At 43.0% G+C, this 18,037-nt stretch carries 11 protein-coding genes; 7 read left to right on the top strand and 4 right to left on the bottom strand.

All coding sequences use genetic code 11. The features are described 5' to 3' along the window. Positions 1 to 428: 428 nt before the first annotated feature. The 7 genes from KFO40_RS16575 (at position 429) to KFO40_RS16545 (ending at position 14,395) form a co-directional block, all read left to right on the top strand. Entirely contained in the window at positions 429 to 2,282 is a 1,854-nt protein-coding gene (locus KFO40_RS16575; protein ID WP_211146603.1) for a glycoside hydrolase family 13 protein, read from the top strand. Positions 2,283 to 2,480: 198 nt separating this feature from the next. Next, the gene (locus tag KFO40_RS16570; RefSeq protein ID WP_211146602.1) at positions 2,481 to 4,691 is read left to right on the top strand and encodes a glycoside hydrolase family 97 protein; all 2,211 of its coding nucleotides are present in this window, start codon (positions 2,481 to 2,483) and stop codon (positions 4,689 to 4,691) included. A gap of 87 nt (positions 4,692 to 4,778) precedes the next feature. Then, on the top strand, positions 4,779 to 7,802 hold the full coding sequence (locus KFO40_RS16565) for a SusC/RagA family TonB-linked outer membrane protein (protein ID WP_211146601.1): 3,024 nt from the start codon (positions 4,779 to 4,781) through the stop codon (positions 7,800 to 7,802). Positions 7,803 to 7,822: 20 nt separating this feature from the next. Next, a complete protein-coding gene (locus KFO40_RS16560) occupies positions 7,823 to 9,421 on the top strand; it encodes a RagB/SusD family nutrient uptake outer membrane protein (RefSeq protein WP_008016762.1) in 1,599 nt (532 codons plus the stop codon). 38 nt (positions 9,422 to 9,459) lie between these two features. Continuing rightward, the gene (locus KFO40_RS16555; RefSeq protein ID WP_211146600.1) at positions 9,460 to 10,608 is read left to right on the top strand and encodes a SusE domain-containing protein; all 1,149 of its coding nucleotides are present in this window, start codon (positions 9,460 to 9,462) and stop codon (positions 10,606 to 10,608) included. 23 nt (positions 10,609 to 10,631) lie between these two features. Beyond that, on the top strand, positions 10,632 to 11,996 hold the full coding sequence (locus KFO40_RS16550) for a DUF5115 domain-containing protein (RefSeq protein WP_248005599.1): 1,365 nt from the start codon (positions 10,632 to 10,634) through the stop codon (positions 11,994 to 11,996). 17 nt (positions 11,997 to 12,013) lie between these two features. Continuing rightward, positions 12,014 to 14,395 carry an alpha-amylase family glycosyl hydrolase gene (locus tag KFO40_RS16545; RefSeq protein ID WP_211146598.1) on the top strand — a complete coding sequence of 794 codons (2,382 nt, stop codon included), beginning with the start codon at positions 12,014 to 12,016 and terminating at the stop codon, positions 14,393 to 14,395. A gap of 284 nt (positions 14,396 to 14,679) precedes the next feature. On the opposite strand, the gene KFO40_RS16540 is transcribed toward KFO40_RS16545, so the two are convergent. The 4 genes from KFO40_RS16540 to KFO40_RS16525 form a co-directional block, all read right to left on the bottom strand. Beyond that, positions 14,680 to 15,444 carry a UDP-2,3-diacylglucosamine diphosphatase gene (locus KFO40_RS16540; RefSeq protein ID WP_134985140.1) on the bottom strand — a complete coding sequence of 255 codons (765 nt, stop codon included), beginning with the start codon at positions 15,442 to 15,444 and terminating at the stop codon, positions 14,680 to 14,682. Positions 15,445 to 15,496: 52 nt separating this feature from the next. Next, positions 15,497 to 15,808, bottom strand: a complete 312-nt coding sequence (locus KFO40_RS16535; RefSeq protein ID WP_004314431.1) for an iron-sulfur cluster assembly protein — start codon at positions 15,806 to 15,808, stop codon at positions 15,497 to 15,499. 180 nt (positions 15,809 to 15,988) lie between these two features. Then, on the bottom strand, positions 15,989 to 16,684 hold the full coding sequence (gene radC / locus KFO40_RS16530) for a RadC family protein (protein WP_004314429.1): 696 nt from the start codon (positions 16,682 to 16,684) through the stop codon (positions 15,989 to 15,991). A 251-nt stretch (positions 16,685 to 16,935) separates the two neighbouring features. Then, the gene (locus tag KFO40_RS16525) at positions 16,936 to 17,925 is read right to left on the bottom strand and encodes a glycosyltransferase (RefSeq protein WP_117809388.1); all 990 of its coding nucleotides are present in this window, start codon (positions 17,923 to 17,925) and stop codon (positions 16,936 to 16,938) included. Between the last annotated feature and the right edge of the window lie 112 nt (positions 17,926 to 18,037).

The raw sequence follows: 18,037 nt of genomic DNA, 5'->3' as shown, positions 1-18,037 counted from the left end.
ATCGTTTGGGAAGAGGATGTTTTCATGATGCAAAAATAAGAATTTTAACGCAATCCCCCAAGGTTTCAGACTGAGCCAATATCATCCAGTCTTTTAAGGACTGCCGCATTATCATCCGTCTGTGTCGCAAACAGTAAAGTCGGACAAACTAAAAGAAAAGCTAAGATATAGGCTATATTTCTCATAGGTTACTTTTTAAAGATGTCACAAATATAATGAATATAGTAATGATTATGAAACAGACGGTCAAAATAATTTTAATTCCTACTTGTATTTTCTCATAGTCTTTTCACAAGCAATGCATTCATTTTCAACAAAATGAGCATCACAAGTATTTATATTTATATTCTAGTCCCCAAATGCTTTCCCCTATCCCCCTACATTTGCAACATCGGTTCGCCGAGCAAACATTTAAAATCTATGTTACCATGAAAAAGAATTTTCTATTTGTAATCTTACTTGTACTACTATTTGGTTGCAGCCCGGTATATGCCGCAACTGTCATAAAAAAAGTAGTCCCTGCTTTTTGGTGGGCAGGTATGAAAAATCCGGAGTTGCAGGTTTTGCTATATGGAGAACATATAGCATTTGCAGAAGTCAGTATCTCTTCCGAAGACATCACCTTGCAAGAGGTTGTCAAGCTAGAAAATCCAAATTATCTGATTGTCTATCTGAATATCTCGGAAGCAGCCCCGCAGACATTCAACATGATTCTGAAACAAGGTAAAAAACAGACTGTAATTCCTTATGAACTCAAAGAAAGAAAGCCGGGTTCTTCTCAGATAGAAGGTTTCAACTCTAGCGATGTGCTTTATCTCATTATGCCGGATCGTTTTGCTAACGGTGATTCTTCTAATGATATAATTTCCGGAATGTTGGAAGCCAGAGTAGACCGCAACGACTCCTTCGCCCGCCATGGAGGTGATTTCAAAGGGATAGAAAAGCATCTGGATTATATCGCAGACTTAGGTGTGACGAGCATATGGCTGAATCCGATTCAGGAGAATGACATGAAGGAAGGCTCTTACCACGGTTATGCCATCACTGATTATTATCAGGCAGACCGCCGCTTTGGGAATAATGAAGAATTCCGGAACCTTGTAGACCAGGCACATGCCAAAGGGATGAAAGTAGTCATGGATATGATTTTCAACCACTGCGGTAGTGAAAACTATCTATATAAGGATATGCCATCCAAAGACTGGTTCAACTTCAAAGGCAACTATGTGCAGACAAGTTTTAAGACTGCCACCCAACTAGACCCGTATGCTTCTGATTACGAAAAGAAAATAGCAGTTGACGGTTGGTTCAGCCAGGTTATGCCAGATTTCAACCAACGGAACCGCCATGTAGCTACTTATCTGATTCAGAGCAGTATCTGGTGGATAGAGTATGCCGGTATTAACGGAATCCGCCAGGATACGCACCCTTATGCGGACTTTGACATGATGGCTCATTGGTGCAAGGCAGTGAACGAAGAATATCCCAAATTCAATATTGTAGGCGAAACTTGGTTAGGCAGCAATGTACTTATCTCTTATTGGCAGAAAGACAGCAAACTGACCTATCCTAAAAACACCTACCTGCCCACTGTTATGGACTTCCCATTGATGGAACATATGAACAAAGCTTTCGATGAGGAAACAACCGACTGGAACGGCGGACTGTGCCGACTTTACGAATACCTGTCGCAAGATATCGTCTTTGCCGACCCGATGAATCTATTGACTTTCCTGGATAATCACGACACTTCCCGTTTTTATCGTTCGGAAGCGGATACTAAAAACCTGAACCGATACAAACAAGCATTAGTGTTCCTTCTGACAACACGCGGAATTCCACAAATATATTACGGAACAGAAATCCTGATGGCTGCCGATAAAGCCAACGGTGACGGATTACTTCGCTGTGACTTTCCGGGCGGCTGGCAAAATGATACTCATAATTACTTCGATGCGGCAAACCGCACTCCGCTACAAAATGAAGCTTTCTCTTATCTGAAGAAACTGCTCCAATGGAGAAAAGGAAACGAAGTTATAGCCAAAGGAAAACTGAAACACTTCGCACCGAGTAAAGGTATCTATGCGTACGAAAGGAAACAGGGTGATAAATCAGTCGTTGTTCTCCTGAATGGAACAGACCGGGAACAGACTATCAGTTTGGATACTTACCGGGAAATACTGCCTGATACTTCTGCATACAATGTATTGGAAGATAAAAAAGTAGAATTAGGAAAGGATTTAACACTTCCGAGCCGTGGGATATACCTTTTATCCTTTTAAAGAAGTTCACTACGACTTATATTTATCCGAAGTACCCAAGCAGTTATTTAGCTATAAATCAAAATAATAAAGTTTATACTAACTTGTATTTTTATTCTAATTGGAAAACTCAGTTCAGACGGTCGCTACATTTGCAATATCCGAAACAAAAGGAATAAAAACATAGGTTAGCTCACAATTTAATACCATAAAAATAAAATGAAAAAGAATCTTTTGCTTATCGCATTTCTCTGTATCTCGTTTATAGCGAATGCACAACAGAAACTCACTTCGCCGGATGGAAATCTAGTAATGACCTTCCAGGTTAACAAAGAAGGTGCTCCAACGTACGACTTGATTTATAAAGGCAAAACGGTTATCAAACCAAGTACCCTGGGACTGGAATTAAAGAAAGAAGATAATACCCGCACAGATTTCGACTGGGTAGACCGCCGGGATCTGACAAAACTTGATTCAAAGACTAATCTTTATAACGGATTCGAAGTGAAAGACGTCAAGACTTCCACATTCAACGAAACTTGGCAACCGGTATGGGGAGAAGAAAAAGAAATCCACAATCATTATAACGAACTGGCAGCCACGCTGTATCAGCCCATGAACGACCGTTCTATCCTTATCCGTTTCCGGTTGTTCAACGATGGTTTAGGATTCCGCTACGAATTCCCGCAGCAGAAATCTCTGAACTACTTCATCATCAAAGAAGAACATTCCCAGTTTGCAATGGCAGGCGACCACATCGCTTACTGGATACCGGGCGACTATGAGACTCAGGAATATGATTACACTATCTCCCGCCTGTCAGAAATCAGAGGTTTGATGAAAGAAGCCATTACTCCGAACTCTTCTCAGACTCCTTTCTCACAGACAGGCGTACAGACTGCACTGATGATGAAAACGGATGACGGTTTATATATCAATCTTCACGAAGCTGCTCTCATCGATTACTCATGTATGCACCTGAATCTGGACGACAAAAATATGGTATTCGAATCCTGGCTGACTCCGGATGCTAAAGGAGACAAAGGTTATCTGCAAACTCCCTGTAATACTCCGTGGCGTACCGTTATCGTCAGCGATGATGCCCGCAATATTCTTGCATCCCGCATCACTCTGAACCTGAATGAGCCATGCAAAATCGCAGATGCCGCTTCATGGGTGAAGCCTGTGAAATATATCGGCGTATGGTGGGATATGATTACCGGAAAAGGTTCATGGGCTTATACCGACGAACTGACTAGCGTAAAACTGGGAGAAACGGATTACTCTAAAACCAAACCGAACGGCAAACATTCTGCCAACACTGCCAACGTGAAACGCTATATTGACTTCGCCGCAGCAAACGGGTTCGACGCTGTATTGGTAGAAGGCTGGAATGAAGGTTGGGAAGACTGGTTCGGCAATAGCAAGGACTATGTATTCGACTTCGTCACTCCGTATCCGGATTTCGATGTAAAAGAAGTACATCGTTACGCAGCGAGCAAAGGTATCAAGATGATGATGCACCACGAAACTTCCGCATCTGTCCGCAACTACGAACGCCATATGGACAAGGCTTACCAGTTTATGGTAGACAACGGTTACAATTCTGTAAAGAGCGGTTATGTAGGCAATATCATTCCGCGCGGCGAACACCACTACGGACAATGGATGAACAACCACTACCTGTATGCAGTGACGAAAGCAGCCGACTACAAAATCATGGTAAATGCTCACGAAGCAACCCGCCCGACAGGTATCTGCCGCACGTATCCTAACTTAATCGGCAACGAATCCGCACGCGGAACCGAATACGAATCATTCGGCGGAAACAAAGTATATCACACAACTATACTTCCTTTCACCCGTTTGGTCGGCGGCCCGATGGATTACACTCCGGGTATCTTCGAAACTCATTGTAACAAGATGAATCCTGCAAACAATTCACAGGTACGTTCTACCATCGCCCGCCAGTTAGCCTTGTACGTGACCATGTACAGCCCGCTGCAAATGGCTGCCGATATTCCTGAAAACTACGAACGTTTCATGGATGCTTTCCAATTCATCAAAGACGTGGCAATCGACTGGGACGAAACAAACTATCTGGAAGCAGAACCGGGAGAATATATCACTATCGCCCGTAAGGCAAAAGGTACAGGCGACTGGTATGTAGGTTGTACAGCCGGTGAGAACGGTCATACTTCCAAACTGGTATTCGACTTCCTCACACCGGGAAAACAATACATTGCCACTGTTTATGCGGATGCTAAAGATGCCGACTGGAAAGAAAATCCGCAAGCTTATACCATCAAAAAAGGTATCCTGACAAACAAAAGCAAACTGAACTTGCGCGCTGCCAACGGTGGCGGTTATGCCATCAGTATCAAGGAAGTAAAGGATAAAGCGGAAGTAAAAGGACTAAAGAAATTTTAGGGAATAAGATTGGGAGAATATAGTTTTCAGTAGGTATTTTTTAGAGAGATATATTTGATTTTGATAAAATAACTTTAAATTAGAGACATGAAAAAGAGCTTAAGACTAAAAGCCCTGCTCACATTATTGGTGGGACTCTTCCTTTCCATTGGAGCATTTGCTCAGCAAATAGCTGTCAAGGGGCATGTGAAAGACACAACGGGTGAGCCTGTCATCGGTGCTAACGTACTGGTGAAAGGTACAACCAATGGAACAATAACTGATTTCGATGGTAACTTTATGTTGAATGTACCGAAAGATGCCATTCTTTCCGTTTCATTCGTCGGCTATAAATCAGCAGAAGTGAAAGCGGCTTCTACTGTAATGGTTACATTGGAAGATGATTCTCAAGTACTGGACGCAGTAGTCGTTATCGGCTACGGCTCGGTGAAAAAGAACGATATGACCGGTTCGGTTACGGCCATCAAACCGGACAAACTAAACAAAGGTTTGATTACCAACGCACAGGATATGATGACTGGTAAGATTGCCGGTGTAAGCGTTATCAGCAAAGGCGGAGCTCCGGGCGAGGGCGCAACGATTCGTATTCGTGGCGGTTCTTCACTGACTGCAGAAAACGACCCGCTGATTGTAATCGACGGTCTGGCAATGGATAATAAGGGAGTGAAAGGTTTGGCCAATCCTCTGTCTATGGTCAATCCGAATGATATTGAAAGCTTTACCGTATTAAAAGATGCTTCGGCTACCGCCATCTACGGTTCGCGTGCTTCTAATGGCGTTATCATCATTACAACGAAGAAAGGTCAGGCAGGCGCACGTCCTACCATTTCTTATGACGGCAATGTATCTGTCAGCACTGTAAAATCTACCGTCGACGTAATGGACGGAGACCAGTTCCGTTCTTTCATCAAAGACATTTGGGGAGAAGACAGCGAAGCTTATAGCAAATTAGGAAATGCCAACACCGACTGGCAGAAAGAAATATTCCGCCCAGCCGTAAGTACAGACCATAACCTCACCATTTCCGGTGGATTGAAGAATATGCCTTACCGTGTATCGTTCGGTTATACCAACCAGAACGGTATTGTGAAAACATCCAAGTTCGAACGTTATACGGCTTCTGTCAGCTTGGCTCCTTCTTTCTTTGAAGACCATCTGAAAGTAAATGCCAACCTGAAAGGTATGATTGCCAAGAACCGCTACGCTGACGGTAGTGCGGTAGGTTCTGCGGTCAGCTTTGCCCCTACACAGTCCGTCCGCTCCGACGATCCTTACCATCAATATTATTTCGACGGATATTTCCAATGGAATACGGACGCTTCTTCTTTGAATGACGACACATGGAAACGTACTTTCAACGGCAATGCTCCGGGTAATCCGGTTGCCTTGTTGGAAGAAAAGGACGACCGTGCCATCTCCAAATCTTTAATCGGTAATCTGGAACTGGATTATAAGTTTCATTTCTTGCCGGACTTGCACGCACACGTGAACGGTGGCATGGACCTCTCTACGGGTAAGCAATATACGGATGTCTCTCCCTATTCTTCGACCAACAACTATTATGGCAGCTATGGCTGGGAACAGAAAGACAAGTACAACCTCTCTTTGAATGCTTACCTGCAATACAGCAAAGATTTTACTGACAAACATCGTTTCGATGTAATGGCAGGCTATGAATGGCAGCACTTCCATGATACGTCCGACCAGGAATATTGGGGACTCTATCCGCTGTCGAACAACGTGGTAGAGAACAGAGGTCAGCGTTACAACAATACCTCAAGTGGTTCGGCTACGGAAAGTTATCTTGTATCTTTCTTCGGTCGTGTCAATTACACACTGTTGGACCGTTACCTGTTTACGGCAACCGTACGCCAGGATGGTTCTTCCCGTTTCCACAAAAACAACCGTTGGGGATTGTTCCCGTCTTTTGCCTTGGGATGGAAGTTGAAAGAAGAAGCTTTCCTGAAAGACGTTGATGTACTTTCTGATTTAAAACTTCGTCTTGGCTATGGTATTACCGGTCAGCAGAATATCAATTCGGGCGACTATCCGTATCTGGCTGTTTATGAGACAAACAAAGACGGGGCTTACTATCCTATCCTGGGAGAAGGAACCACTTACCGCCCGAATGCATACAACCCGGACTTGAAATGGGAAAAGACGACCACTTATAATGTAGGTTTGGACTTCGGATTCCTGAACAACCGCATCAACGGTGCTGTGGATTATTACTATCGTAAGACCACCGATTTGCTGAACAGCGTATTCGTTTCTGCCGGAACGAACTTCAAAAACAAGGTATTGTCCAACGTCGGTTCATTAGAAAATTCAGGTATCGAATTCTCCATTAATTCAAAACCGGTTGTAACTACCGACTGGACATGGGATCTTGGCTTCAATATCACTTACAACAAAAACGAAATCACCCAATTAACTACCGGAGATAGCGAAAATTATTATGTTGCTGCCGGAGACAATATCGGTGGCGGACGTGATATGAAAGCAATGGCGCACGCCGTAGGACATCCGGCTTCTTCCTTCTATGTTTACCAGCAAGTGTATGACGAGAATGGAAAGCCTATAGAGAACGAATTTGTAGACCGCAACGGAGACGGAACGATTAACGGTGACGACCGCTACTTCTACAAAAAGCCGACAGCCGACGTACTTATGGGACTTACTTCCCGTCTTTCATACAAGTCATGGGATTTCAGTTTCTCACTGCGCGCCAGCCTGAACAACTATGTGTATAACTCTGTCGAAGCAGGCGGTTCCGACTGCAACCCGACCTCTGTCTATTCATTCGGCGCACTCAACAACCGCCCGTTGATGGGAGTGGCAAACAATATCCAAAGCAAGAACGACAACACCTTATTATCCGATTACTTCGTACAGAATGCTTCCTTCATGAAATGTGACAACATCACTTTGGGATACTCGTTCAAAAAGCTGTTCGGCGCTCCGATTGGCGGACGCGTATATGCAGCCGTACAGAACGTATTCACTATCACCAAATACAAAGGACTTGACCCTGAAGTAGAAAAGGGATTGGATAACAATATTTATCCGCGTCCTCTGACTACATTAATCGGTTTAAGCCTTAATTTCTAAACCTACTAAAAATACCAATTATGAAATTCAGATATATAAAATCAATCCTATCGGCTGCCTCACTATTACTGGCAGTCAGCGTGACTTCATGTATCGGTGACCTGGATGCGACTCCTATCGACCCGAATATAGTGATGACATTCGACCAGGCAAGCGTTTTTAACAAGATATATGGAACCCTCGGACTGACAGGTCAGAAAGGCCCCGACGGAAGCGGTGACTTGGACGACATCGACGAAGGTACTTCCTCTTTCTACCGTATGACTTGGTGTGCCAACCAATTGATGACAGATGAAGCGATTGTCAATTCATGGAACGATGCCGGTGTCGCTACTATTGCCGATTGCAGTTGGAGTTCTTCCAATGAAATCGTGACAGGACTCTATTACCGTCTGACATTTGACATCACATTGTGCAACTACTTCCTGGAACAAACGGAAGGACTGACAGATGATGAAACGACACGCCAACGTGCAGAAGTACGTTTTATCCGTGCTTTGAACAACTACTACCTGATGGATATGTTCGGCAATCCGCCGTATTGCGATAAAGTATCGACAGAGAAGCCTCAGCAAATACAACGTGCGGATCTCTTCGCGAAGATTGAAGAAGAGTTGAAAGAAATCGGTGACGACGCCACCGCCACACTGGCACAGCCGCTTCAAACGACTTACGGCCGTGTAGACCGTGTTGCCGCCTGGTTATTGCTGGCACGTATGTATCTCAACGCAGAAGTCTATACCGGCACGCCTCAATGGGGAAAAGCCAAGGAATATGCCCAGAAGGTGATTGGCTCCGGCTATAAGCTGGCTCCTGTCTACAAACACCTGTTCATGGCAGATAATGATGGCAGCAATGTCAACAAGGCAAGACAGGAAGTGATACTTCCGATTTTGCAAGATGGTGTGAGAACCAAGAGTTGGGGTGGTTCGCTGTTCTTGATTGCAGGTACGCACAAAAGTGACACAGGCATGAATCCCTGGGGAAGCAAACAAGGATGGGGTGGTCCGCATTGTCGCCAGGCAATGGTAGCCAAATTCTTCCCGAACGTAAATGATGCTCCTTCCGTATTGGAAGACCAAATGGTAGTGGCAGCAAAAGATGACCGTGCCTTGATGTGCGGAGTGCAGAGAAGTACGTCGACAGGAGACAATATGAGCTTTACGGACGGATTCGCATGTGCCAAATTCTCGAACATCCGTGCAGACAACGGACTGACAAGCGATACGGATAATCCTGATATGGATATACCTCTTCTTCGTATGGCAGAAGCTTATCTGATTGTAGCAGAAGCCAGCATCCGTGCCAACAATGGTGTTTCTACTCAGGAGACCATAGACGCTATGCATGAAATCCGTAAGCGTGCGAACGCCGCCGAATCTGATTCATATACATTGACGGACATCCGTGACGAATGGGCACGTGAGTTCTGGTTTGAAGGTCGCCGCCGCATTGACTTGATTCGTTTCGGCGATTTCGGCGGACACACCGACTATAACTGGGATTGGAAAGGTGGAGAAAAACAAGGTACTGAAATAAAAGAGTTCCGCAACATTTATCCTATTCCTGCCAATGATATCAATGCGAATACAAATCTGGATCAGAATCCCGAGTATTAAATCAGACCGAAGTTATACTTTTAAATAAACAGAGTAATATGAAAAAAATAAATATATTGACGTCCATACTAGTAGCGACAGCCCTGCTGACCGCCTGCGAGGATGACAGGGACTCAAATCCTACCATACAGGAACCTACTACTTTTGTATTGAACACCCCTGCCAATGCAACGTACAACGTCTATGACCTAAATCAATCCAAGAATATCGAGTTGACTTGTACGCAACCGGACTATGGCTACCCTGCCGTAGTGACTTACACCATGCAAGCGGATTTAACAGACAAATGGACTGATGAAACGGAAACGGCAGACGCCTCTTATCTGACACTACCTTCCATATCTACATCAGCCAAAGTGGATGCCAACACACAGGAATTGAATAAGGCAATCGTAAAACTTGCCGGCTGGACATCGGAGAATGATTATGACGGCGAACCGATGAGTGTATTTGTACGTTTGTACGCACATATCGGAGATAAAGGGTATCCTATACATTCCAATTCGATTGAATTGAAAGTTATACCTTATTATATGGATATATCTGATGCCGTTCCTGCCACTTATTATTTACTGAGCGATTTCATCGGTGAAGTTCCCTGGGGAAATCCGACAATGGCAGCAGGTACCGCTTATTTCTCGATGTCACTGGTAAAAGGATATGCGTATGATGCCAATACTGGTAAAGGAGAATTTACCTACACAGGATATATCCCAGCAGATAAAGGATTTAAGGTAGTGGCTACTCCCGGTGCATGGGACGACCAATGGGGAAATGCTGACAGCGAAGGATTCACCAATTTGGTAAATGACAAGAACTCTCAAAATATTAAAGTGAATGCGGCCGGCTGGTACACACTTCATCTCAATACGCTTGAAAATAAACTGACAATGAAAGCTACTACTTTTGAAACTCAACCGACAGAATATGATGCCGTCACATTGATTTATGGTTCGGAATCTGTAAACATGACCAAAGTTACCATGGAGCATTCACATGTATGGTATGCCGACATAACAATCGCGGCAAGCTGCAAAGCCAAATTTACTTCCGGCGACAAGACTTGGGGTGGAGAGGTATTCCCGTTTGGCTCATTTGTTGATGGAGCTACCATCAGTTGCAAACCGGGTGATTATACTGTACTGTTCAACGAACTGGACGAGTGCTATTACTTCAAAGCAAAATAGATTAATCTTAAATGCAGATAGATATGAAAAAATTATCAATATATATAACCGTGTTACTGGCTGCCGCACTAACAGCCTGCAACGAAGATTTTAATGAAGGGGTAGCTTCCCCACAGTCTTACGGACAGGAAGAAGCTGCTGACAAAATAACTTTTACAGCTACAGGTGTAGCCCCGATTAATCTTGGAAATGTCGAGGAAGAATCCGTAGCGGTTGCCGTATTTACAACTCCTGCCGTTGAAGAAGAAGCCACTTTATCTTATAAAATGAAGTTAGATAATAAAGTGACTTTAACTGTAGACGACAAAGGATACGTAGCAACGGAAGATTTGCAGAATGCAGTGGCGCAAATATATGGTATCCGTCCGGTAGAACGTACCATGAATGCTGTATTAACGGCATACGTGGCTGTCGGAAAGACAGTATATGCGGCACCGGTTGAAAGCTATGAGTTGAAAGTAACTCCGAAAGCACCGGTGATTGAGGGAGCTTATTATATTAATGGCTCTCTGACTTGGGAACAGAATGTAGCATTTGTTAATACAAGTGGTGATCCTTATACCAATTCAGTCTTTACAACAACAGTTCCTGCTCTGGTTACAGATAACACCGGTGCAAAAGATGCCTATTTCCTGATTAAATCCAACTCAGGCAAATCACTTGGTGCGGTTGATGCTGACAACGATGCTCCAGAAGGTAATCTCATTTTATCAGAAACAGCAAATCCTATCAAAATATCCGGTGGTGATTATAAATCAGTTAGAATCTCTATCAACATGATGGAAGGCACTTACAAGATTGAGAAAACAATGGATGCACCTCATTTATGGATACCAGGAAATCATCAGGAATGGAAGCCTTCACAAGCACCGACTTTATATAAGCCAGAAGGAAACAATGCTTATTGGGGAATGTCGGAATTGAACGGTGGCTTTAAGTTTACCGCACAGCCCTATTGGCCGGATGGTTCGAATGGCGGACTTGATTATGGATATGACTATTTTACCTCGAAAGAAGGTATGACAAATGATGGTGGAAACTTATCTTTACCACAGGGTATTTATTACATTGTAGTCAATTTGGACGACAAGTACGTCTCTGCAACAGAAATAACATCTATGGATATTATAGGTACAGCCACAGGAGGATGGGAAAACGGCAAAGAATTAACTTATGATGCAACAGAAAAATGCTGGACTGCAAAGACTGAAATGGCAGTGGGTGAATTTAAACTCCGCGTCAATTCCAGTTGGGACTCCGGTGTTAGTTTCGGGGGAACATTAGATACACCCAGTCCTTTTGCTGGAGATAATATTTCAATGGACGCAACCGGTAACTATACCATCAAATTCTATCTGAACGGTAGACTAGTCCTCATCAAAGAATAATAAATGGAAAATACATTATGAAAAAAGATATAAAACATATATTCTGGATGCTGCTCTGTCTATTCACGATAGTAGCATGTTCCGACGAAAACCATGAGATGTTAATCACCGGTCCGGAAATCCCCGAACTGGATCACGAGCCGTCTATCGAAGAATTGGTAGAAGGAATCAATAATTACCCCACTAAATTCAAGGGCGACAAGCAAGGTAAAATCTGGTATAAAGCAGCAGCCGGCGACGACTTGTACGGCTATGAAGGTGATGTATATGTTCACATCGGTATCAATGACTGGATGTATGTTCCTACGGAATGGGGGGTAAATGAAGATAAATACAAGGCAGAGAAAGTGGCGGATAATATTTGGTGCTTTACACTTGCCCCGACAGTACGCGAATGGTTTGGCGCGGAAAATGCAGCAAACATTCAAAATGTCTGCATCCTCTTCCGCAATAATGAAGCGTTGACTGACGAAAAGAAAACCAGCGACTTTTTTATCACAGTAACAGGAGACAAGACTTTCACACCGGCTCCGGTAGAGATAGCTGCCTGCCCGGTAGAAGAAGCGGGTATCCATCCATCGGCTGACGGAACGTCTGTGACTTTCGCACTATACGATTTGGATACGGATAACAATTACAAGGATTATGCTTGTCTCATTGGCGACTTCAATGATTGGGAACTTAGTACTGAATATCAGATGAAGCGTGATAACGACAAACACTTCTGGTGGTACACCGTTACAGGCATCGACCCCGCCAAAGAGTATGGTTTCCAATATTACATGGGTAGTGAAAAAGACGGCAATGTTCGTATTGGCGACCCCTATTGTGAAAAAGTGCTGGATGGCTCGAACGATAAATATCTTGTAGAACAAGGAGTTTATCCGGCTAGTGCCATACAGTATCCGAATGGAAAGACAACAGGCATTGTCTCCGTATTCCAAACAAAACCGGCATCCTACAATTGGCAAGTATCCGACTTCAAGATTGATAATCCTGACAATATGGTAATCTATGAGTTACTATTCCGTGACTTCACACAAGTAGGTTCCGAACTTGCTACGGGTACAATCAAAGAGGCTACTAAACATTTGGACTACATCAAGAGTCTGGGAGTGAATGCGATTGAACTGATGCCTATACAAGAATTCGACGGGAATAATAGCTGGGGATACAATCCATGTTATTATTTTGCAATGGACAAAGCATATGGAACGAAAGAGGAATATAAGCAATTCATTGATGAATGTCATAAACAAGGCATTGCAGTATTACTGGATGTAGTCTACAACCATGCTACTGGCAGTCATCCATTTGCTAAACTTTATTGGAATTCGAAAGAAAGCAAGACAGCCAAGAATAATCCGTGGTTCAATGTCGATGCTCCGCATCCATTCAGCGTATTCCATGACTTCAATCACGAATCGCCGCTTGTACGTGAATTTGTAAAACGTAACTTGAAGTTCTTGTTGGAAGAGTATAAGTTTGACGGTTTCCGTTTTGACTTAACCAAAGGATTTACTCAAAACAAGAGCAATGAATCAACGGCAAGCAACAAAGATGACTCCCGTATTGTTATCTTGAAAGATTACTATAAAACAGTGAATACGACCAATCCTAATGCAGTGATGATTCTCGAACACTTCTGCAATTTGGATGAAGAGTCAGAATTGGCTAAAGCAGGGATGAAACTATGGCATAATATGAATGAAAGCTATTGCCAATCCGGAATGGGAGAATCAAGCAATTCTGATTTTTCATACATGCGAAATAGCGGAATGCCTGCTGAAGGATGGGTTAATTTCATGGAAAGCCATGATGAAGAAAGAGTTGCATACAAGCAAACTGCTTTTGGCAATCTTCAAAATGCAGGTCTTGATATCCGCATGAAACAACTGGGAACAAATGCAGCCTTCTTCCTGACCGTTCCAGGACCGAAAATGATTTGGCAGTTTGGCGAACTAGGATATGATTATTCCATAATGTATAAGTACGATGGAACAATGGGAACTGAAAAGAATACTGATGCCAAGCCTGTGAAATGGGATTATCTTACTGACCAATATCGGAAAGGATTATACGACACTTATAGCACTTTGCTGAAATTACGCAATGATAATCCGGACTTATTCAGCGACAACGCATTCAAAGACTGGAAAGTAAGTGTTTCCGATTGGGATAAAGGTCGTTATCTAAGATTGGAATCCACTACAAAGAAACTGGTTGTAGTAGGCAATTTCAAGAATGAACAGATTAATACAGGTGTGTACTTTGGTAACACGGGAGATTGGTATGAATTGAATGGTGAAACATTGAATGTGACTAACAGTTCTGAACAGCCTGTTGTTATACCTGCTAATAGCTTCAAGTTATACACCAACTTTCCAGTAAACAATTGATTGAACGGTTGTAATCAGAGTTATCATAGAAAACAACCCATAATAATGTAATAAATCCCTGTTCCACAATGTTGGAGCAGGGATTTATTGCTTTAATTATTTCTTATCGGTAGAGATTTTTCTCTTCAAGCATGAGCTCTTTTTCAATCCTTTTAAGCGAGCTAGTTGTTTCATGCCTTGAAACTGTTTGTTTCTCACCGAGAAACGAAGTGTTTCACACCGAGAAACCATTCCGTTTCACACCGGGAAACTTTTTGTTTCAAACCGGGATGAAACTATCCGCCTCAAACCTGCGTCTCTCCTTCTATATATTCTTCAAGAAAAAGGTTCTCGCCGTCGAATACGGCATAAGAAAAGAAATTAATCCAGTCTCCAAGTATCAGCACACGTGAAGTGACACTTAGCATCAAATCAAGTTCAATGTGGCGATGTCCGTAAATAAAGAAGTTTATATTAGGATGACTTTTCAAATACTCTTTTGTATATAGTACCAGATGCTCCTGATTTTCCCCCATATAATCCGGTTCCTTTCCGTCAGTCCGTTTCTGCCTGCTGCGTTTCGCCCATGATAAACCAAGTTCCACGCTCCATCGGGGATGAATAGCGGAAAACAATGTTTGTAATGTTTTGCTATGAAACATCTGACGGAGTAATTTAAACTTCTTATCCGGATCGCCCAACCCGTCACCATGAGCAAGATAGAATTCTTTCCCATAGATTTCGGTAGTCAACGGCTCACGATGCATAATGACACCACACTCTTTCGTGAGGTAATCTCCACACCAAATATCATGATTGCCAATAAAGAAGTGAACTTCTACTCCCATATCTGTCAGTTCGGAGATTTTTCCCAAGAAACGGGTATATCCTTTGGGGACGACCAGCCGGAATTCATACCAGAAATCAAACATATCTCCCAACAGATAAACAGCAGAAGCCTTGTGCTTTATACTATCAAGGAAGTTCACCAAACGCCGTTCCTGCGTGCGTCCATGCTCAATAGCACGGGACCCAAGATGCGCATCGGAAAGGAAATAAACGTTCTTCATGAGTTTTGAGTTGTTAGTTATAAGAGATTGATTATGAGGTTATCACTCGTAACTAGAGAAAACCGAGTTCGAGTTTCGCTTCCTCACTCATCATATCTTTGTCCCATTCCGGTTCAAACACCAGATTAATGGTAGCCGCAGTCACACCCTCCACCGATTCCACTTTCTGACGAATATCTTCCATGATAAAATCAGCAGCCGGACAGTTAGGGGCTGTCAATGTCATATCAAGTACCACTTCTCCAGTATCGGAGACATCTATCTTATAAATCAGTCCAAGATCGTATACATTCACCGGAATTTCCGGATCGTACACCGTTTTTAGCATGGCTACAATCTTTTCTTCTATTTCAATCTTTTCCATACGTCTTCTCATTTTGTTATGTATCGCAAAGATAGAGATAAAAAATGAAACATAAAAAATTAGGTACGGAATGAGCATCGTGTACCTAAAGAATATTACATCTATTCTCCATCTTCACTAATATGAAAAACGTACCCAGATGGTAAATTGTTGCAAAAGGGAATAAAGATGTAGAGAAAATTAAAGCAATCCTTCATCCGCAAAGCTAAAGAACCCGTCTTCGCAAACGACGACATGATCTATCAGGTGGATATTCATTGTATCTGCCGCTTTACGAATATGTTCTGTCAGTGTTTTGTCAGGCTGACTAGGACGGATATTCCCTGAAGGATGATTATGGACCACAGCTATTTGGGTGGCTCTTTGCAGCAATGCTTCCCGAAGGATGGTGCGTACATCGGTGTATGTTCCATCTATTCCACCGGTACTGATACGCACCTTATCAATCAGTTTCGTTGCCTGATTCAATAAAAGAACCCAGAATTCTTCTTGTTCGAGGTCGCACATCAAAGGTTGAAAGATATCATAAATATCTTTTGAACAGGTGATTTGAGGCCTTTCTTTTGTGTTTTGCAGTTTCCGACGCTTTCCAAGTTCCAATGCTGCCATCACTGTAATACTCTTCGCCGGTCCCATACCTTTAAAACGGGAATAATCGCAGACTTCCCATTTCGCTAGAGAATTGAGATTGTTATCACAAGACAGGAGCAGGCGTCGCATCAGTTCAACAGCGCTTTCTTCCGTATTTCCGGAGCCGATTAATATAGCGAGTAGTTCGGCATCGCTCAATGCTGCTGCTCCCTTTTCCATCATTTTCTCCCGTGGGCGGTCCTCCAGTGCCCATTGGTTGATGGATAGTTTGTGTTTACTTTCCATTTGCTATGTTTTGAAGGTGTAAAGGTAGGCTTATTTAATTTAATGATAGAGGCAATGAGAAAAAAAATTGGTTGCAGACTTCTTCTTTTTTCTATGCAGAGACAAGTTGTACGACACCCGGGTCTCAGCATACCTGACACCCGGGTGTTGAGTAGCATGAGACCCGGGTGTCAGACGTATTGAGACCCGGGTGTCATGCAACATTCCTTTTAAGTAAAAATAGAAATGGTAGTAAACAAATTAAAAGTAGGTTACTTATAAAAATTCTTTTGGAAAGCCTCAAACTCATCTTTTCCTCTGACACAACGCTGCCACCATGCACGCCAAAAGCCTGTACCATAGCCGATAAGTTGTATAAATGCAGCGGCTATGGAATATATGCCAATAGTCAGACTCTTATTCTGAATAGTAGAATCCATGCATACCAGCAATGCATAAAGAATGATCGGCGTAAAACTGAAAAGACAGAATGGGGTTCCTAATAATAAGAGTGCCACTCCCAGCGTAAATACAGCAGGAAGTAAATGCACCAGTTTCAGAGAGTCCGGGTATTTCTTATAAAGATTAATACGGGCAATGCCGGAGTTATGCACTTGCTTGAAGAACTTCTTCAAATCAGTGCGGCGTTTGTGATACACCCAGGCATCCGGAAAAAGCCGGCAAGTATAGCCGTTCTTAAAGATACGGATACTAAAGTCAATATCCTCTCCAAAACGCATCTTTGAGAATCCGCCTAAAGCCTCATACACTGCCCGGCGAACTCCCATATTAAAACTACGGGGATAGAATTTGTCCATCTTCTTTTTCCCGCCACGGATTCCTCCGGTCGTAAAGAAAGAAGTCATGGAATAGTTTATCGCCTTTTGGATATCCGTGAAAGAATCGTGCGCACGGTCGGGACCGCCGAAAGCATCGGCAGGAGAAGCGAGAAGTTCTTTCTCTACCGCATCGAAGTATCCTTCGGGAAGAATGACATCAGAATCTAATATAATAAGGTATTCCCCTTCGCTACGTTCTGCCCCGTAATTGCGGGTTTGTCCCGGACCGGAGTTAGGTTTAGAGAAGTATTTTATATTCAACCGGTCTGCATAACGGTCTACTACTTCTTTACAGGGAATGGAGGAACCATCTTCTACAACAACGACTTCGAAATCTTTAAAGTGTTGCATGGTAAGACTTTGCAATAATTCATCCACTTCATCGGGACGATTATAAACGGGGATTATGACGGAGTAACGCATATCAAAAATGGAATATAACTATTTGATATGCAAAGTAAGACAAAAAAAAGGAAACAGCTTCTTAGATTGACGAAAAATAAATGGAACGAGGATTCGTCTCCGCAATTTTATA

Origin of the sequence: Bacteroides sp. 1001302B_160321_D4 (assembly GCF_015667765.1) — a bacterium.
In the GTDB taxonomy this organism is placed as follows: Bacteria; Bacteroidota; Bacteroidia; order Bacteroidales; family Bacteroidaceae; genus Bacteroides; species Bacteroides xylanisolvens.
Note: the sequence above shows the minus strand (reverse complement) of the source record. Positions and strands in the feature narration are given on the sequence as shown.